Annotated in this window: 14 protein-coding genes and 1 pseudogene; 3 read left to right on the top strand and 12 right to left on the bottom strand. The window is 71.8% G+C overall.

What is annotated here, in order from left to right:
* Positions 1 to 56: 56 nt before the first annotated feature.
* Positions 57 to 941 (bottom strand): fructosamine kinase family protein, encoded by an 885-nt coding sequence (locus tag ABD355_RS16220; RefSeq protein ID WP_344401005.1) that lies wholly within the window; start codon positions 939 to 941, stop codon positions 57 to 59.
* 50 nt (positions 942 to 991) lie between these two features.
* A complete protein-coding gene (locus ABD355_RS16215) occupies positions 992 to 2,080 on the bottom strand; it encodes a hypothetical protein (protein WP_344401004.1) in 1,089 nt (362 codons plus the stop codon).
* Positions 2,081 to 2,211: 131 nt separating this feature from the next.
* Between ABD355_RS16215 and argG the strand changes: the two genes are divergently transcribed.
* Positions 2,212 to 3,666, top strand: a complete 1,455-nt coding sequence (argG, locus tag ABD355_RS16210) for an argininosuccinate synthase (protein ID WP_344401232.1) — start codon at positions 2,212 to 2,214, stop codon at positions 3,664 to 3,666.
* 88 nt (positions 3,667 to 3,754) lie between these two features.
* On the opposite strand, the gene ABD355_RS16205 is transcribed toward argG, so the two are convergent.
* Both ABD355_RS16205 and ABD355_RS16200 read right to left on the bottom strand, forming a co-directional pair.
* Positions 3,755 to 4,402, bottom strand: a complete 648-nt coding sequence (locus ABD355_RS16205) for a phosphoribosyltransferase (protein WP_344401003.1) — start codon at positions 4,400 to 4,402, stop codon at positions 3,755 to 3,757.
* 278 nt (positions 4,403 to 4,680) lie between these two features.
* Positions 4,681 to 5,352 (bottom strand): dienelactone hydrolase family protein, encoded by a 672-nt coding sequence (locus ABD355_RS16200; RefSeq protein ID WP_344401002.1) that lies wholly within the window; start codon positions 5,350 to 5,352, stop codon positions 4,681 to 4,683.
* Between the two features lie 105 nt (positions 5,353 to 5,457).
* Here ABD355_RS16200 and ABD355_RS16195 point away from each other — a divergent pair, with 105 nt between their 5' ends.
* A complete protein-coding gene (locus ABD355_RS16195) occupies positions 5,458 to 5,766 on the top strand; it encodes a hypothetical protein (RefSeq protein WP_344401001.1) in 309 nt (102 codons plus the stop codon).
* A 6-nt stretch (positions 5,767 to 5,772) separates the two neighbouring features.
* On the opposite strand, the gene ABD355_RS16190 is transcribed toward ABD355_RS16195, so the two are convergent.
* The 5 genes from ABD355_RS16190 to ABD355_RS16170 all read right to left on the bottom strand — a co-directional run bounded on the left by ABD355_RS16190 (position 5,773) and on the right by ABD355_RS16170 (position 9,774).
* Entirely contained in the window at positions 5,773 to 6,534 is a 762-nt protein-coding gene (locus ABD355_RS16190) for a hypothetical protein (RefSeq protein ID WP_344401000.1), read from the bottom strand.
* 294 nt (positions 6,535 to 6,828) lie between these two features.
* Positions 6,829 to 7,254 (bottom strand): CBS domain-containing protein, encoded by a 426-nt coding sequence (locus tag ABD355_RS16185; RefSeq protein WP_344400999.1) that lies wholly within the window; start codon positions 7,252 to 7,254, stop codon positions 6,829 to 6,831.
* Positions 7,255 to 7,350: 96 nt separating this feature from the next.
* Positions 7,351 to 9,039, bottom strand: coding sequence for a murein biosynthesis integral membrane protein MurJ (murJ, locus tag ABD355_RS16180; protein WP_344400998.1), 1,689 nt, complete (start codon positions 9,037 to 9,039; stop codon positions 7,351 to 7,353).
* A gap of 17 nt (positions 9,040 to 9,056) precedes the next feature.
* Positions 9,057 to 9,590, bottom strand: coding sequence for an NUDIX domain-containing protein (locus ABD355_RS16175; RefSeq protein WP_344400997.1), 534 nt, complete (start codon positions 9,588 to 9,590; stop codon positions 9,057 to 9,059).
* Between the two features lie 52 nt (positions 9,591 to 9,642).
* Positions 9,643 to 9,774: a hypothetical protein gene (locus tag ABD355_RS16170; protein ID WP_344400996.1), complete on the bottom strand. Its 132-nt coding sequence runs from the start codon at positions 9,772 to 9,774 to the stop codon at positions 9,643 to 9,645.
* Between the two features lie 90 nt (positions 9,775 to 9,864).
* Between ABD355_RS16170 and ABD355_RS16165 the strand changes: the two are divergent.
* Positions 9,865 to 10,116 (top strand): annotated as a pseudogene (locus ABD355_RS16165) (acyltransferase); the annotation flags it as partial.
* 3 nt (positions 10,117 to 10,119) lie between these two features.
* Here the strand turns inward: ABD355_RS16165 and ABD355_RS16160 are convergent.
* From ABD355_RS16160 to mhpA, 3 genes are read right to left on the bottom strand one after another with little or no spacing between them, the layout of a single operon-like run.
* A complete protein-coding gene (locus tag ABD355_RS16160; protein WP_344400994.1) occupies positions 10,120 to 10,626 on the bottom strand; it encodes a MarR family winged helix-turn-helix transcriptional regulator in 507 nt (168 codons plus the stop codon).
* Between the two features lie 36 nt (positions 10,627 to 10,662).
* A complete protein-coding gene (locus ABD355_RS16155) occupies positions 10,663 to 12,651 on the bottom strand; it encodes an acetoacetate--CoA ligase (protein WP_344400993.1) in 1,989 nt (662 codons plus the stop codon).
* Entirely contained in the window at positions 12,648 to 14,243 is a 1,596-nt protein-coding gene (gene mhpA, locus ABD355_RS16150; RefSeq protein ID WP_344400991.1) for a bifunctional 3-(3-hydroxy-phenyl)propionate/3-hydroxycinnamic acid hydroxylase MhpA, read from the bottom strand. The genes ABD355_RS16155 and mhpA overlap by 4 nt, the downstream gene beginning before the upstream one ends.
* Between the last annotated feature and the right edge of the window lie 4 nt (positions 14,244 to 14,247).

The raw sequence follows: 14,247 nt of genomic DNA, 5'->3' as shown, positions 1-14,247 counted from the left end.
TGCTAGTCCCTTCGCTTTCCTCGCCGCTCGCTTCACGCAAGGGCTCTCGCGTCTCGTCACGCGAGGGCCCTTCGTGCTGCAGCAAGGGCCTGTTCGGCGTATCCGCGCCCGAACAGCACGGCGTGCACCAGCAGCGGGAAGAGCTGATGCAGCGCTACCCGGTCCGCCCATCCGTCGGCCAACGGGGCCGTCTGCCGATAGCCGTCGAGTACGTCCTCCAGGTGGGGGCAGCCGAACAGGTGCAGCATCGCCAGATCGGTCTCCCGGTGGCCGCCGTGTGCGGCCGGGTCGATCAGCCAGGCGTGCCCGTCGGCTCCCCACAGCACGTTGCCGTTCCACAGGTCGCCGTGCAGCCGGGCGGGCGGCTCGGCGGGCCCCGCCAGTTCGGGCAGCCGTTCACAGACACGCTCGATCACGGCCGTCTCGCTGGGCCGGATCGTGCCCCGGTCGACGGCCTCGCGCAGGTAGGGCAGCACGCGGTGCTCGGCGTACCAGCGGGGCCAGTCGGTGCCGGAGACGTTGCGCATCGGAGCCAGCCCGATGTACGCGTCCACCGGACCGCCGGGTGGGGGCGCGCCCAACGCGGGGGCGCCCGCGGCGTGCAGGGCGGCCAGCCCGCGCCCGAACCGCACCGCCGCCGGAGCCGTCGCCGGGCCCTGCGCGACCAGGTCGGTCACCAGCCAGCGCCGGTCGTGCCCATGGACGTCCGGTACACGGACCGTGCCGGCGTCGGCCAGCCAGCGCAGCCCCGCCGCCTCGGCCAGAACCGCGCCTGGACCGTCAGCGCGCTTGACCATCACCGACTGCCCGTCGTCGAGGCCGACTTCGGCGAGGGATGCGGACAACCGTCGCTCGCCGCGCACGGTACGCCCGGTGATCCTGGCCGCAGCCGCGCCCGGTCCGTCGCTGTCGGCACCGGTGGAAGGAGGGCCGATGTTCACGAAGACCACAGTAGGACCACCGCGAGCCGACTGAAGTCAGTGCCGTGCGGTCAGTCCAGGGGCTCCTCGTCATCGCCGTCGTCATTGGCGGCGTAGGGATGGACGTACCGCTCGTCGCCGAAGGGGATGAACCAGTCCTGCACGGCACCCTTGGCGACGCCGTCCGCGGTCGGCGTGTACAGCCAGTCGTGGTCCAGGTCCTCGAACACGCCGTCGGCGAAGACCTGGAGGGCGGTTTCGACCTCGTCGCTCAGCAGTTCGTAGAGGTCGGCCGTCACCTCGGCCTGGGCGAGCAGGAACTTCAGCAGCAGTTCCTCGGCCACGCAGCTGGGCCCGCCGAAGTGCGGCTGGGTGAGGCGGCCGGTCATGGTCACCGCGGTGACGGTCAGACGCCGGACGAACAGGACCGTGTACTGCAGGGCGAACTGCGGGGGAAGATCGTCGAGGACCATGAACGGGGCGTCGGTCTCCGCGACGGTGGGCCCGTCCTCCTCCAGACCGGCCAGGTCCGTGAAGAGTTCGTCGACCAGCAGATCGATGGCGTACACGACGGCACCGGCCGCGATCTCCGCCGCCTCCCGGCTGACGATCCGCTCCTCCTCGTCCTCGTGGTGGCCGAAGGCCTCGAGCGGGAAGGCGCGCTGGGTGGGGGCGAGTGCACGGAGTGTGCTGCGCATGGCGTCGACCTCGTCGCGGTCGAGACGCCCGGACCCGGTGGCGGGCTCGACCGCCGCGTGCCGGCGTGCGCGTTCGGCGGGATCCGCGGGCGGTGCGTCCGGGCCGTCAGCCGCGTCCAGGCTCTCCTGCAGCAGGTCGGGGTGCAGCTCCACCCCGCAGCGGGTGATCTCCCAGTCGGCGAGGGGTTCACTGCGCTCCAGCAGCTCCGCGACGACCTCACGGGCGGCGTCCTCGGCGAACTCCAGTGCCGGTGCGTCGACGAAGAGCTTCAGCAGGACCCCGGCGGGATGGACGGCGATGACGTCGTCCACCAGGTCGACCTCCATGCCGTCGGGCCCCTCGATGGCCGCGATCGAATCGAGCCCCTTGCGCAGCAGGAAGCCGACGCCTTCCCGCTGAAGAACGTCGAGCTCCGGGGCGCCCTTGGGGAGGTCCACGTCCACAGTCACCGCGTATGTCACACGATCATGGTGCCTGAGGGGCGGCTTCCCGTGTGCAGGAACCTCCAGGAATCGAAGGGCACCGCAATCGCCCCGCACCGTCCTTCGACCAAGGCTTTGCATGATCATGCGAGATCATGCATACTCTTCCTATGTCCAAGGTCCTCACCTCCCTGCCCGCCGGCGAGCGCGTCGGCATCGCCTTCTCGGGCGGCCTCGACACCTCCGTCGCGGTCGCGTGGATGCGCGACAAGGGTGCCGTCCCGTGCACCTACACCGCCGACATCGGCCAGTACGACGAGCCCGACATCGCGTCGGTGCCCGGCCGTGCGAAGACGTACGGTGCCGAGATCGCGCGTCTCGTCGACTGCCGTGCGGCGCTGGTCGAGGAGGGCCTGGCCGCGCTGACCTGCGGGGCGTTCCACATCCGCTCGGGCGGGCGTGCCTACTTCAACACCACCCCGCTGGGCCGGGCCGTCACCGGCACCCTCCTGGTGCGGGCGATGCTGGAGGACAACGTCCAGATCTGGGGCGACGGATCGACCTTCAAGGGCAACGACATCGAGCGGTTCTACCGCTACGGCCTGCTCGCCAACCCGCACCTGCGGATCTACAAGCCCTGGCTCGACGCCCACTTCGTGACCGAACTCGGCGGCCGCAAGGAGATGTCGGAGTGGCTGGTCGCCCACGGCCTGCCCTACCGGGACAGCACCGAGAAGGCGTACTCCACCGACGCCAACATCTGGGGCGCCACCCACGAGGCCAAGACGCTGGAGCACCTGGACACGGGCGTCGAGACCGTCGAGCCGATCATGGGCGTGCGGTTCTGGGACCCCGAGGTGGAGATCGTCACCGAGGACGTGACGATCGGCTTCGACCAGGGCCGTCCGGTGACGATCAACGGCAAGGAGTTCGCCTGCCCCGTCGACCTGGTCATGGAGGCCAACGCCATCGGCGGCCGGCACGGCCTGGGCATGTCCGACCAGATCGAGAACCGGATCATCGAGGCCAAGAGCCGCGGCATCTACGAGGCGCCCGGCATGGCCCTGCTGCACGCCGCCTACGAGCGGCTGGTCAACGCGATCCACAACGAGGACACCCTCGCCCAGTACCACAACGAGGGCCGGCGCCTCGGCCGCCTGATGTACGAGGGCCGCTGGCTGGACCCGCAGGCGCTGATGATCCGCGAGTCTCTGCAGCGCTGGGTCGGCGCGGCCGTCACCGGCGAGGTGACGCTGCGGCTGCGCCGCGGTGAGGACTACTCGATCCTCGACACCACGGGCCCGGCGTTCAGCTACCACCCGGACAAGCTGTCGATGGAGCGCACCGAGGACTCGGCGTTCGGCCCGGTGGACCGGATCGGCCAGCTCACCATGCGCAACCTGGACATCGCCGACTCCCGCGCCAAGCTGGAGCAGTACGTAGGCCTCGGCCTGATCGGCACCGGCAGCCCCACCATCGGCGCCTCCCAGGCGGCCGCGACCGGCCTGATCGGCACCATGCCGGAGCTGCCGGAGGGCGGCGCTGAGGCCATCGCCTCCCGCGGCGAGGTCTCGGAGGAGGACGCGCTGCTGGACCGCGCCGCGATGGAGTCCGGTACGGACTGACGTCCGCAAACGGAGAAGGCCGGCCCGACACCGTTGGTATCGGGCCGGCCTTCTCCGTCGCACATCGACACCCGCGCACGATGTGGGTTCAGCCGGCCGTCGTGTGCAGCGCCCGCAGCACGTCCTCGTCCGTCAGCTGCTCGAACCTCTCGTAGTACAGGCCCACGGCCATGAAGGACGCCGGCCGGTGCAGACAGAGCACCTCGTCGGCCTGGGCGCGCATCTGGTCCGCCGCGTGCGGCGAGCCGACCGGCACGGCCAGCACGAGCCGCTCGGGGGCCTGACGCCGTACGTATCGCAGAGCGGCGCGGGCCGTCGATCCGGTGGCGAGCCCGTCGTCGACGACGATGGCGGTGCGGCCCGTCAGATCGGGGGCGGGTCGGCCCTGGCGGTAGAGGCGTTCGCGGCGGTGGAGTTCCTTGCGTTCACGTTCCACCACCGGGGCCAGCATGGCCCGGGTCAGGCCGAGTTGTACGAGGGCGGCCTCGTCGAGGAGGGGATCGTCGTCGCCGACGATCGCGCCGACGCCGAGCTCCTCCTGGAAGGGGGCGCCGATCTTCCGTACGACCAGTACGTCGAGCGGGGCATCCAGCGCCCGTGCCACCTCCCGGGCCACGGCGACGCCGCCGCGCGGGAGGGCCAGGACGACGGGGTGCGGCAGGACGCCCTTCTCCTGCTGGATCCGCAGCCGCTCGGCCAGTTCCCGCCCGGCCTCCGTGCGGTCATGGAACTGCATCGCGGTCGCCACTCCTTCCCGCGCGCAGACGGCCCCCTCGGTCCGGTCCCCCGCGTACCCCGCAGGCGCCGGTCGAAGCACGCGCCCCGGCTGTCCCTCCGTCCCCCGGTGGGTGGTGTCGGTCCTGGACGACCAGCGAGCGGGGTGCGCGGCGACGGCAGGCGCGGCGCCAGGGCCGTTGAGCAGCAGCGTCAGCGTGGATGCGGCCCTGAGAGAACCGGCCGACCGCGCACAGCGGCAGGGGCCACGGCGGAGGACGCGCACGCGGCTCCCGCCCGTCACTGCTCCGCCGCCGCCTCCCCTGCGATCTTGAGGCGGTCCTCGCACCAGTTCCGTGCCATCTCCGCGACCTGCTCCAGCGCTCCGGGCTCCTCGAACAGGTGCGTGGCGCCGGGCACGATGCGCAGCGAGTGCGGGCCGCTCAGCTCCCGGGCCGCCGACTGGTTCAGCCGCAGCACTTCGGGGTCGCGGCCGCCGACGATCAGGAGCACCGGGGCCCGTACGCCGGGCAGCACATCGCCGGCCAGGTCGGGACGACCGCCCCGCGACACGACGGTGAGGGTCCGTCGTGGCCGCTCGGCTGCGGCCACCAGGGCCGCCGCCGCCCCGGTGCTGGCACCGAACAGGACCACCGGCAGCTGACGGGTGTCGGGCTGTGTCTCCAGCCAGTCGACGACGGCGACGACGCGGCGGCCCAGGAGGGGGATGTCGAAGCGGTACTCGGCGGTGGAGGCGTCCCGGCGGTCCTCCTCCTCGGTGAGCAGGTCCATCAGTGCGGTGCCCAGTCCGGCGGTGCGCAGTTCGGCTGCGACCGCGCGGTTGCGGGGGCTGTGCCGGGAGCTGCCGCTGCCGTGCGCGAACACCACGACCGCGCGGGCCGAGTCGGGCAGGACCAGATCGCCCGGAAGTGCCACGCCGTCGGCGGGAACGGAGATCAGCTGGGAGATCATCGCCATCATCTTCTTCCTCGTGGCCGGCCCGGCGGGGCCTCGTATGGCCTGCTGGGTCACGGGTACCCGTACCGGTGAAGTACCTCTTGCGAGGAGATGACTCGGATGCTGCTCATCGGACTGCTTCTCCTCGGGGCGACAGGCGCCTTCACCGCCCTGGCGATCGCCGGCAACCTGTCCGGGGGCCCCGACTACACCGTCTCGGTGCTCGATCACCACATCGCCACCATGAACACGCTGGCCGTCTTCAGCTCCGGCCTCGCGCTGGCCCTGATCTTCTGCCTGGCGCTGGCGACCGCGGTGAGCGGCGTCTCGCACCGGCCGAACCATCGCCGCCACCGCAGGGTGCGCACGCGCCACGCCGGTGAGACGACCCGCCTCGACGACATGATGGGGCCGGACCAGCGGGCCTGAGGCGCGTCACCGGTCCCGCAGCCGTACGAGGTGATACAGCACCGGCATCACAGTCGTACGGTTCTCCTTCAGTGTGGGCTGCAGGAAGCGGTAGAAGCTCGGCTTGGTGAACTGGCGCAGGGCGACGGCCGCCAAGCCCAGGTTCCAGTGGGCGTGGCCGACGAAGCAGTAGTCGGAGGTCGTGCCGTCGAGGGGCTGGAGCAGCAGCGAGTTGTCGAGGCCGGTCTCGGCGGCGTACCAGCCCGCGAGGTGCTCCCACAGTTCCGAGATGAGTTCGGGATCGTCGCCGACGAAGTAGCTGAACTGGAAGAGGCCTTCCTGGCTGCGGCCCACGTCGGCGACGCACTTGTCGCAGCGGGCCGCCATCACATGCACGTCGCCTGCGGCCTGCTCCAGCCGTCGGCGCAGGTGACGGTAGGCGGCGCTGCCCTGCACCTGGTCGATGTCCTGCGGTGTCCTGGTCTCGACGAGGACGACGACGTCGTAGCGGGCCGGGTGCACGGTGTCCGACGGGTGCAGGCCGACGGTCGGCGCCACGGCGGCGGCCCGGTACACGCTCGCCCGTTTCACCTCGCCCAGGCTGGCCAGGTCCTCCGCCTCGGCCCGCAGCAGATCGAGCAGGTGCGTCTTGACCCGGCTGTGGCCGGGCCTGCCGATCCCGCCCGGGGGTTCCACCGCGGCGGCGATGTGGAGGTAGCCGGACGGCGGCGGCTCGGTGAGGTGCGCCGGAGTGAACTTGGGGCGTGGGTGAACGAGGGTGACGCTCATGGGAGCCTCCCGCGGTGCGGTGCTTTCCCTGGTCGTCGTTGCACCTACCCGAAGTGCACCGGCTCACGCTCGCGCCGTCCGTGTGCATGTCCGCCGAGGCGGCCGCCAGGGGCCGCCCGATCCGGTTCCGCGGTGGCATCGGCGACCACACAACCGGGCAGGTTGCCGGGGCCGAACGGTCCGCATCGGCCGGCCCAGCATCCGGGCTGTCGGCGCCGGGCAGAGGCCGCCGGTGGATGTGTGGGGCGTCGAGGGGCGCACGTACTGCCTGCGGCTCGGCGAGGAGTAGTGACGTCAGCGGTTCGGGGCCGCCCTGCTGATGTCCGTCAGGGCGATGTGCGGGTCCTCGGTCTCGGCGAGGTCGCCGATGCTGACGATGCCGACCGGGCAACCGCCGCGCTCGACGACCGGGAGGCGGCGGACGGCGTACGTGCGCATCAGCTCGATGGCGCGGTCGGTCGTGTCGTCCGGCGTCAGGGTCACCACGGGCGGTGGCGTGCACACCGAGCCGACGGTCGTGACGGCGGGGTCACGGCCCGCGGCGAGGGCCCGGACCACGATGTCCCGGTCGGTGAGCACACCGAACAGGTCGCAGTCGTAGGCCACCAGCACGTCGCCGACGTCCTGCTCCCGCATCAGACGGGCCGCGCGCGCCACCGTGGTCATGGGCTCGACGGCGGCCGCGCCGGGTGACATCACGTCGCGTATCTTCCGGGTCATGGCAGCTCCCAGGTCCTGCGTCGGCGAGTAGTGCTCCCGCCCGCGTAGCCCGCAGCGCGGGAGGCAAACCGGCCGTCGGCGTTCGCTGGGCGGGCGTCAGCGGAGCCCGGGCAGGCTGCGCAGCTCCGTGATCTTCAGGAGACGGGCCAGGCCCAGAAACACCACAGCCAGGGCGAGCGTTCCCGCGGCGAGGGTGCCCGCGGTGGCCCAGGTGCCGCTGCCCAGGAAGGCGGCGCAGGCGTGTGCCGCGCCCCAGCCGGCGGCCGCGGCCAAGGCCGCCGCGGTCAGCAGTTTGAGGTAGGTGCGCCGCAGGGCGCCGTCGTCCAGGCGGCCGCCGGTCCTGCGGCGCAGCAGCCGGGCGGTGACCGCGAGGCCGACGAGGTAGGAGAGGGCATAGGCGCCGGCCATGCCCGTCACCGACCAGCGGACGGGCAGCAGCACATGGCAGGCGGTGGCCAGGGCGATGTTCACGGCGGAGATCCACACGGCCATGAAGAACGGGGTGCGGGTGTCCTCGAAGGCGTAGAAGCCGCGCAGCAGCAGGTACTGCGCGGAGAAGGGGATCAGGCCGAGAGCGAAGGCCTGCAGCATCTGGCCGCCCGGCTGTGCGGTGCTGGGGTCGGAGGCGCCGTGGGCGAACATCAGCGTGGCGATCTGGGGGCCCAGCGCGAGGAAGAGGAAGGCGGTGGGCACGATGACGACGCCGCTGACGCGCAGCGCCCGGGAGAGGTCGGCGCGCAGCTCCGCGACCCGGCCCTCGGCGGCGGCCCTGCTCATCCGCGGCAGCAGTGCGGTGACCAGGGAGACCGTGACGATGGACTGGGGCAGCATCCAGATGGTCTGCGCGTACATGTAGTTGGAGTAGCCCAGGCCGGCCTTCGACTCTTGCGCGTCGGCGGCGTTGGCGTAGTTGGTGATCACCGCCAAGGAGACCTGGTTGGCCAGGACGAACAGCAGCGTCCACTTCGCCGCGTGGACACCCGCGCCCAGGCCGGTGCCGCGCCAGTCGAACCGCGGGCGGAAGCGGAATCCGGCGGCCCGCGCGAACGGAATCAGCGCCAGGGCCTGTACGGCGATGCCGGCGGTGGTCCCGATGCCCAGGAGCCGCACCTGGGTCGCGGTGATGTCCTCGACCCGTTCCGGGACGGTCATCAGGCCGAGATAGGCGCCGAACATGCCGATCAGGACGACGTTGTTGAGGACCGGGGTCCACATCATCGCCCCGAACTTCTCGCGGGCGTTGAGTACTTGGCCGTAGATGCCGAACAACCCGTAGAAGAAGATCTGCGGCAACAGGAACCGCCCGAACGTCACCGTGAGTTGAAAGGCCCGGTGATTGCCCGGGGTGTCCTGGATGTAGACGCCGACGATCTGCGGTGTCGCCCATACGGCGAGCGCGGTGCCCGCGCCGAGCACGCACACCACGAGGGTCACCAGGCGCTGCTCGTAGGCCCGGCCGCCGTCCGGATGGGTGGCGCGCGCCCGTACCAGCTGCGGCACCAGTACCGCGTTCAGCGCGCCGCCGATCAGCAGTGTGTACAGGCTAGTGGGCACCGTGTTCGCGGTGTTGTACGTGCCGGCCAACTGGCTCAGGCCCAGTGCCGCGGCCTGCAGCACCTGTCGTATCAGCCCTGTGGCCCGGGACACCACGGTGGCCACCGCCATCAGCATCGATGACCGGGCCGGTCCGTCCGGCGCCGCATTCCTCCGCCGGGCGGCATGCCGCCCTCGTATTCCTTCGCCCGAGGACGTGGTCGGCGTCGCGGGCTGTTCCCCCTGCTTCATGCGGCCAACCTATGCCATCAAGATCTCCGCACTCGCCGGCCGCGTTCGCCGAGCCACCGCGCGCACCGCTTCATCCGCAGCCGGTCCTCGGGAAACCAGCCCTGCCACGGCTCGTCCAACGACAGCCAGTCCGCGGGCTGTCCCTCCTCGGGCGTCAACTCCGTTCGCTCATCGACGACTTGAATGAACGTCACACCCAAGGTGGCAGCCACATCGGGGTGATAGGAGCGCACCGCGACAGCCGCCGGCACCGGATGAAGTTCGGCCCGGACGCCGGTCTCCTCGAACAACTCCCGGCGCGCCGCCTCGCGAGGAGTCTCGCCGGGCTCCACCTTGCCGCCGGGCGGCACCCATCCCCGCCACTGGTGGCGCACCAGCAGGACCTCCGTCAGAGTGCTGTCGAAGGCCCACACCTCGGCGCCGAGCGGTGGGTTCAGTGCCGCGTCGGGGCGCAGCAGCCACTCCAGGGCGTTGTCGTGCACGGCCATCGCCTGCCGGACATCGTGGAGCGCGGCTTGGAGGGTACGTGGCTCGATACGGTGGCGTGTCATCTGCCGGAGCGTACGAGGAGCCACTGACATCGGCGTCCACGTCCCGTACTCATCAGACCGCGGTCGGTTCCTCCTCCCCTCGCCACGGCCGTGCCAGCGCCGGCAGTGCAACTCCCGCCGTCGCCATGGCCACCAGCATGATCAGCGCCATCGGCAGGGAGCCGTTCTCCCCGAACAGGCCCACCAGAGGCGAGGCGAGGGCGCCGAAGAGGAATTGCAGGCCGCCGAGGAGCGCGGAGACGGCACCCGGGGTGCGGCGGCCGAGGAGGGCGACGGATACCGTACGGCCGAGATACGGGCGTGGGCGGCGCGGCAACTGGCCGCGGCCCTGCCCCGCCGGCAGGACGGCGAGGGCTTCGGTTTCGGTACTGCGGGGCCCGGTCCGCAACCCGGTCTGCAGGGCACCGAGATGTGGCCGGCCATCATCTGGTACCTGGCCGGCCTGCTGGGCCGAGCCGACGAGCTCGGCTACCGCCCGCGGGGCGTCCACCGCCCGGAGCCGGCCCGCAGCGACCTGCGGCGCTGAGTCCTACCTGCGCCGCCATGGCAGTACGGCCGGATCGGTCTCGGTGCTCTCCACGCGGTGCAGGGCGTCACTGATGGCCTCGCCGATCTCGGCGAACTGCCGTACCTGTTCCGGTGTGAGGGCGTCGAACACGGCCCGGCGTACGGCGTCCACATGGCCCGGGGCGGCCCGTTCCAGCAGGGCGCGGCCCTCGTCGGTGAGGACGGCGAGCTGGCCGCGGCCGTCGGCGGGGTCCTCGCGGCGGTCGACGAGGCCGACCTCCCGCAGCCGGTTCACCGCATGGGTGAGCCGACTGCGGGTGATCTTGAGCCGCTGGGCCAGTTCGGACATGCCGAGGACGCCGTCGGGTGTCGAGGAGAGATAGGCGAGCAGGCTGTAGTCGGCATGCGTCATGCCCGCGTCGCGCCTGAGCTGGCGGTTGAGATAGTCGGCGAGCAGTGTGGAGAAGTCGACGTAGGCCAGCCAGGCTCGTCGTTCCTCGGCGTTGAGCCAGCGCGGCGTGGTGGGCATGGGGACACCCTACCGGACTGCCGTTTGAAATTTCAACTACATTCTCCTCTTGCGGCGCTTCTCGCCCAGGCGAGCGTAGTAGTGGACGAGGTCGGGGGCGTCCACGGCGGCCGGATTGACCACCTGCTCGACGGGAGCGCCCTGGAGCAGCCGCTTGACCGGGACCTCGAGCTTCTTGCCGGTGCGGGTGTGCGGGACGGCCGGGACCTGGAGGATCTCGTCGGGTACGTGCCGCGGGGACGCGCCGGTGCGGATCGCGTCGCGGATCTTCGCCCGCAGGGCGTCGTCGAGGACCGCCCCGGCCGCGAGGACCACGAACAACGGCATCCAGTAGCCGCCGTCCGGCTCCTCCGCGCCGATGACCAGGGCTTCCGCGATCTCCGGCAGTCGTTCGACGACGTCGTGGATGTCGGCGCTGCCCAGCCGTACGCCATTGCGGTTGAGGGTGGAGTCGGAGCGGCCGTGGACGATCACCGAGCCGTGACCGGTGACGGTGATCCAGTCGCCGTGCCGCCAGACGCCGGGATACGCCGAGAAATAGGCGTCGTGGTAGCGGCTGCCGTCGGGGTCGTTCCAGAAGGACAGCGGCATCGACGGCATGGGGCGGGTGACGACCAGCTCGCCGACCCGGTCCACCACGGGGAAGCCTTCGGTGTCGTGGGCCGCAAGCGACACGCCCAGGTGCGGTGCGGACAACTCCCCGGTCCAGACCGGGGTGTTGGGCGCGGAGCCCGCGAAGCCCGACACGACGTCGGTGCCGCCGCTGATGGAGGCGAGCTGGACGCCGGGACCGAGATGGTCGCGGACCCAGGGGTAGGCGGAGGCCGGCAGCGCGGAGCCGGTGCAGCCGATGGCGCGGATCGCGGACAGGTCGTGCACGGCAGGGTCGATGCCGAACTTGGCCATGCCCAGCAGGTATTGGGGACTGGTGCCGAAGAGGGTGACGCGGTGGCGGGAGGCCAGTTCCCAGAGCAGGTCGGGGCGCTCCAGGGGGGCCGGGCTGCCGTCGTACGTGCAGGTCGTGGCGCCGGTGAGGAGGGTGGACACGACCAGGTTCCACATCATCCAGTGGGTGGTGGTGTACCAGAGGAGGCGGTCACCCGGGCCGAGGTCGGAGTGCAGACCCAGGGTTTTCAGATGCTCCAGCAGGACCCCGCCATGGCCGTGGACGATGCCCTTGGGCAGGCCGGTGGTGCCGGAGGAGAAGACGACCCACAGCGGGTGGTCGAACGGCACGGGTGCGCAGGCGAGTTGCTCGACGCGGGTGGCCGCGTCCTCCCACGGGACGGCCAGTGCCGGGAAGGGGCGATCCGGCCGCGGCAGGCCCATGTGGTCGACCAGCACCGTGGCCTTCAGCGTGGGCAGCCCCCGGGCCAGTTCGAGGGCTGCTTCGCGGCGGTCGTGCGTGGTGCCGTTGAAGCGGTAGCCGTCGGCCGCGATCAGGACGGTGGGTTCGAGCTGGGCGAAGCGGTCGGCGGCGGCCTGGGGCGCGTAGTCCTGGCCGCACACCGACCAGACGGCACCGAGGCTCGCGGCGGCGAGGAAGGCGACGACGGCATGCGGGCTGTTGGGGAGATAGCCGACGACCCGGTCCCCCGTCCCGACGCCCAGCTCGCGGAAGGTGGCGGCGAGGGAGGCGACTTGGGCGCGCAGTGCGTCCCCGGTCACCTCGTACGCGGCCCCGGTCTCGTCGAGTGCGATGACCGCCGGCTGGTCCGGCGGCAGATTGCGCAGGGCGTGGTGGGTGTAGTTGAGGGTGGCGCCGGTGAACCAGCGGGCGCCGGGCATCCTCTCCTCGGCCAGCACACGCTCGTACGGGCTGTTCGCGTCGATGTCGAAGTACTCCCAGACCGCGCCCCAGAACCCTTCCAGGTCGGTGACCGACCAGCGGTGCAGGGAGGCGTAGTCGGGGCCCGTGTCGGCGCCCCGGTGACGGGCGGCCCAGCGGGCGAAGTCCACGATGCGACTGGAGGCGGCGGTCTCGGGATCCGGGGTCCAGAAGGGTTCCGTGTACGGCGTGGTCATCGCGGGGTGCTCCTCAAGAGGGGGGCGGACACGGGCGGTTCGATCCGTCGGCTCGTGGTGCTCAGCAGGGGTGCCCAGGCCGCGGTGCCCGTGAAGTCGCTCCTGCCCGCCGGGACGACGTCCAGGACGACGCGGTCGGGGCGCAGCAGTGCGGCGTCCGCGCGGCCTGCGCGCAGCCAGGCGGCCAGGGTGCCGTCGTCGCCGGTCTCCTGGACAGGGAGGATCCGCGCGCCGAGTCCGTCGGCGACGGCTCGCAGGGAAGGCGTGAGGGGTACCGCGGTCAGGAGGGCGAAGGAGTCGCCGAGGACGTCGTCCAGGCGCGCCCGTGTGCCGTCGGCGTGCACCCAGGGCTGTGGGCAGTGGGTGGCGCCGAGTCGGCTGCGCCGGGTCAACGGGCCGGTGGACAGGGGGTGGCTGAGGTTGCGGTTCGCCAGGCCCGTGACGCCGGGGATGCGGCAGGCCGCGCCGACGGCCGCGCGGCGCAGCGCGGCCGCGCCGTCCTGGCCGCCGGTCATGGCCCAGCCGGCGGCGACGGCGAGGCGGATCACCTGGCGGGCGTGCGGCTTGCGTTCGTGTTCGTAGGTGTCCAACAGCCGTTCGTCTGCGCCTTGTTGGAGGACGCGGGCGAGTTTCCAGGTGAGGTTGTGGGCGTCCCGCATGCCCGTGCACAGTCCCTGCCCCACGAACGGCGGGGTCAGATGCGCGGCGTCGCCGAGCAGGAAGACGCGGCCGCGGCGCCAGCGGTCGGCGATGCGAGCCCGGAAGGTGTACTGGGCCTGGCGGATGACGCGGAAGTCGGCGCCGTGGGAGAGGTCCGTCCAGGGTGCGACCAGTTCGCGGAGCAGCGCGGGGTCCGGCTGCTCCGTGTCCCGCAGCCGGAACTCCCAGCGGTAGCGGTCCTCGCCAATGCGCATGAAGGTGGCCGGCCGGTGCGGGTCGCAGACCTGGTCGACGCCCTCCCAGCAGCGGACCGGAAGGCTGGTGCGTACGTCGATGACGGTCCAGTGCTCCTCGAAGCGCAGGTCCTCCCACACGGTGCCGACGGCCTCGCGGGTGAGGCTGCCGGCGCCGTCGCAGCCGAGCACGAAGCCGGCCGACAGTTCGTGCTCGCTGCCGTCCCGGCGGACGGTCACGCGCACTGGCCCGTCGTCGCCCTCCTGCTGCACGCCCGTGACCTCCACCCCGCTCCACAGTTCGCATTCGCGTCGCCCGGCCAGTGCGGCGCGCAGCAGTCGCTCCAGCTCGGGCTGGTCGAACATGCTGGTCTGCGGGAAACCGTGGTGTCCGTGCGGGGAGCGCGGGAACTCGGCGATCACCCGGTGCCGGGCGTCCAGCAGCCGCAGCCCGCGCGCGGTCCGGGCGACCTCGGCGAACTCCTCGTGGATTCCGGCGGCCTGGAGGATCCTGCGCACCTCGTCGTCCGTGGCGACGGCGCGCGGGAGGGGGTAGACGTCCCGGTGGCGTTCCAGGACGACGCTGCGGACGCCGCGCCGGGCGAGCAGGAGGGCGGCGGTCACGCCCACGGGTCCGGCTCCCACGATCACGACGGGTATGTGCGCGGTGTCGCGCGCTGCGGTCCGGTCCTCGGTCATGTGC

Source organism: Streptomyces longisporus (assembly GCF_039532765.1).
GTDB lineage: Bacteria > Actinomycetota > Actinomycetes > Streptomycetales > Streptomycetaceae > Streptomyces > Streptomyces longisporus.
Note: the sequence above shows the minus strand (reverse complement) of the source record. Positions and strands in the feature narration are given on the sequence as shown.

Bases quoted from the DNA above. Each gene is read 5' to 3' on its own strand.
- argG (WP_344401232.1), top strand. From the start codon at position 2,212: ATGTCCAAGGTCCTCACCTCCCTGCCCGCCGGCGAGCGCGTCGGCATC.
- ABD355_RS16205 (WP_344401003.1), bottom strand. From the start codon at position 4,402: ATGCAGTTCCATGACCGCACGGAGGCCGGGCGGGAACTGGCCGAGCGG.
- ABD355_RS16200 (WP_344401002.1), bottom strand. From the start codon at position 5,352: ATGATCTCCCAGCTGATCTCCGTTCCCGCCGACGGCGTGGCACTTCCG.
- ABD355_RS16195 (WP_344401001.1), top strand. From the start codon at position 5,458: ATGCTGCTCATCGGACTGCTTCTCCTCGGGGCGACAGGCGCCTTCACC.
- ABD355_RS16190 (WP_344401000.1), bottom strand. From the start codon at position 6,534: ATGAGCGTCACCCTCGTTCACCCACGCCCCAAGTTCACTCCGGCGCAC.
- ABD355_RS16185 (WP_344400999.1), bottom strand. From the start codon at position 7,254: ATGACCCGGAAGATACGCGACGTGATGTCACCCGGCGCGGCCGCCGTC.
- murJ (WP_344400998.1), bottom strand. From the start codon at position 9,039: ATGAAGCAGGGGGAACAGCCCGCGACGCCGACCACGTCCTCGGGCGAA.
- ABD355_RS16175 (WP_344400997.1), bottom strand. From the start codon at position 9,590: ATGACACGCCACCGTATCGAGCCACGTACCCTCCAAGCCGCGCTCCAC.
- ABD355_RS16160 (WP_344400994.1), bottom strand. From the start codon at position 10,626: ATGCCCACCACGCCGCGCTGGCTCAACGCCGAGGAACGACGAGCCTGG.
- ABD355_RS16155 (WP_344400993.1), bottom strand. From the start codon at position 12,651: ATGACCACGCCGTACACGGAACCCTTCTGGACCCCGGATCCCGAGACC.
- mhpA (WP_344400991.1), bottom strand. From the start codon at position 14,243: ATGACCGAGGACCGGACCGCAGCGCGCGACACCGCGCACATACCCGTC.